The organism is Kitasatospora sp. NPDC057500, from assembly GCF_042802195.1.
Lineage (GTDB): Bacteria > Actinomycetota > Actinomycetes > Streptomycetales > Streptomycetaceae > Kitasatospora.
Genome location: NZ_JBHVER010000412.1, coordinates 1 through 2,317, shown reverse-complemented (window position 1 = coordinate 2,317; position 2,317 = coordinate 1). Strand labels below are relative to the sequence as shown.

Here is a 2,317-nt window from a genome sequence, read left to right as displayed (position 1 = left end):
GTACGGCCGCGCTGCCCAGGAGCGGGCAACGCGGCCGTACGGCGTCGCGAAAAACTCAGCTGTCCTGCTTCAGCGCCTCGATCGCGCGCTGCGTGACCTCGTCCACCTTGCCGAGGGCCGGGATCGTGGCGATCAGGCCCTGCTGGCGGTAGTAGTCGATGATCGGCTCGGTCTCCGTGTGGTAGACCTCCAGCCGGGTCCGCACGGCCTCCTCGGTGTCGTCCGAGCGCTGGTACAGCTCGCCGCCGCACTCGTCGCAGACGCCCTCGGTCTTCGGCGCGTTGTAGTCGACGTGGAAGACGTGGCCGCCGTCGTTGCGGCACAGCCGGCGCCCGGCGATCCGGCGGACGACCTCGTCCTCGGGGACCTCCAGGTCCAGCACGCCGTCCAGCTCGATGCCCTGCTCGGCGAGGAACTCGTCCAGCGCCTTCGCCTGGCCCAGGTTGCGCGGGAAGCCGTCCAGCAGGAAACCGCCGGCGGCGTCCTCCTGGAGCATGCGGTCCTTGGCCATCCCGATGGTGACCTCGTCGGGCACCAGGCGGCCCGCGTCCATGTAGCTCTTGGCCTCGACACCCAGCGGGGTGCCCTGGCCGATGTTGGCGCGGAACAGGTCGCCGGTGGAGATGTGGGGGATGGACAGGGTCTTGGCGAGCAGGTGCGCCTGAGTACCCTTCCCGGCCCCGGGGGGTCCGACGAGGACGATACGCATCAGCGGAGGAACCCTTCGTAATTGCGCTGCTGGAGCTGGCTCTCGATCTGCTTCACAGTTTCGAGTCCGACGCCGACGACGATGAGCACGCTGGTGCCGCCGAACGGGAAGTTGGTCTGCTGTCCGAAGGCGACCAAGGCGATCATCGGGATCAACGCGATCAGGCCCAGGTAGAGCGAACCCGGCCACGTGATGCGGGTGAGCACGTAGTTCAGGTACTCGGCCGTCGGACGGCCGGCCCGGATACCCGGGATGAACCCACCATACTTCTTCATGTTGTCGGCGACTTCTTCGGGGTTGAAGGAGATGGCGACGTAGAAGAAGGCGAAGAAGACGATCAGCAGGAAGTAGGTGGCCATGTAGATCGGGTGGTCACCGCGCACGAAGTGCTGGTTGATCCACACCGCCCAGCCCGCCTGGCTGTTGGTCAGCTGGACCACGAGGGCCGGGATGTACAGCAGCGACGAGGCGAAGATGACCGGGATGACACCGGCCTGGTTCACCTTGAGCGGGATGTACGTCGAGGTCCCGCCGAAGGCCCGGCGTCCGATCATCCGCTTCGCGTACTGGACCGGGATCCGGCGCTGGGCCTGCTCGACGAAGATGACGAGCATCACGACGATGACGCCGACCGCGATGACCGAGAAGAACTCGACCCAGCCGCCGCCGATGGTGCCGGAGCCCTTGATGGCCCACATCGAGGACGGGAACTGCGCGGCGATCGAGGTGAAGATCAGCAGCGACATGCCGTTGCCGATGCCGCGGTCGGTGATGAGCTCACCGAGCCACATGATCACCGTGGTGCCGGCGGTCATGGTCAGCACCATCACGGCGATCCGGAACACGCCGGTGTCCGGCACGATCTGGTTGGCGTAGACGCAGCCCGAGAACAGCGCGCCGCTGGAGGCCGTCGCGACGATGCCGGTGCCCTGGAGCACGGCGAGCGCGATGGTCAGGTAGCGGGTGTACTGGGTGATCTTCGCCTGGCCGGCCTGCCCCTCCTTCTTCAGCGCCTCGAGTCGCGGGATCACGACGGTGAGGAGCTGGAGGATGATGCTCGCCGTGATGTACGGCATGATGCCGAGGGCGAAGATCGTCAGCTGGAGGAGCGCGCCACCGCTGAACAGGTTGACGAGCCCGAACAGGCCGTTGTTCTCGTTGTCCTTCAGGCAGGCGTGCACCGCCTGGAAGTCCACCCCGGGGACGGGGACATGTGAGCCCAGCCGGAACAGCACCATGATGCCCAGCGTGAACAGCAGCTTCTTGCGCAGGTCGGGCGTCTGGAACGCCCGCGCGAACGCACTGAGCACGGTGCCTCCTGCGCCTCCCGCGCGTCGTCGGCGGGAGGGTCGGTCCTGAATGGGAGTTTTGCGGAACGGGCTCCGTTACAGACGGCACAGGCGAGCCTATGCGCAGCCTACAAGGGAACTCCACGGACTCTAACAGTGCACGGCCACTCGAAAGAAGCGCGTACCGCCGGTCCCCCACTCATGGGGTACGGGATGCCCGGTTTTGCCACACAAAAGAACGAGGGCCGGATCGCGCCGCGCGGACGGCCCGCCCGCGAAGAACCGGGAAAAGGCGCGAGCCCCGCGCCTCCCGTTCCGG

The 2,317-nt window shown here is 66.8% G+C and carries 2 protein-coding genes; both read right to left on the bottom strand.

What is annotated here, in order from left to right; all coding sequences use genetic code 11:
* Nucleotides 1-55 precede the first annotated feature (55 nt).
* Complete coding sequence (locus ACFU74_RS37060; protein WP_380764541.1) at nt 56-709, bottom strand: adenylate kinase; 654 nt, start codon at nt 707-709, stop codon at nt 56-58.
* The gene (secY, locus tag ACFU74_RS37055) at nt 709-2,019 is read right to left on the bottom strand and encodes a preprotein translocase subunit SecY (RefSeq protein ID WP_344338016.1); all 1,311 of its coding nucleotides are present in this window, start codon (nt 2,017-2,019) and stop codon (nt 709-711) included. The genes ACFU74_RS37060 and secY overlap by 1 nt, the downstream gene beginning before the upstream one ends.
* Nucleotides 2,020-2,317 lie beyond the last annotated feature (298 nt).

Bases quoted from the DNA above. Each gene is read 5' to 3' on its own strand.
- ACFU74_RS37060 (WP_380764541.1), bottom strand. From the start codon at position 709: ATGCGTATCGTCCTCGTCGGACCCCCCGGGGCCGGGAAGGGTACTCAG.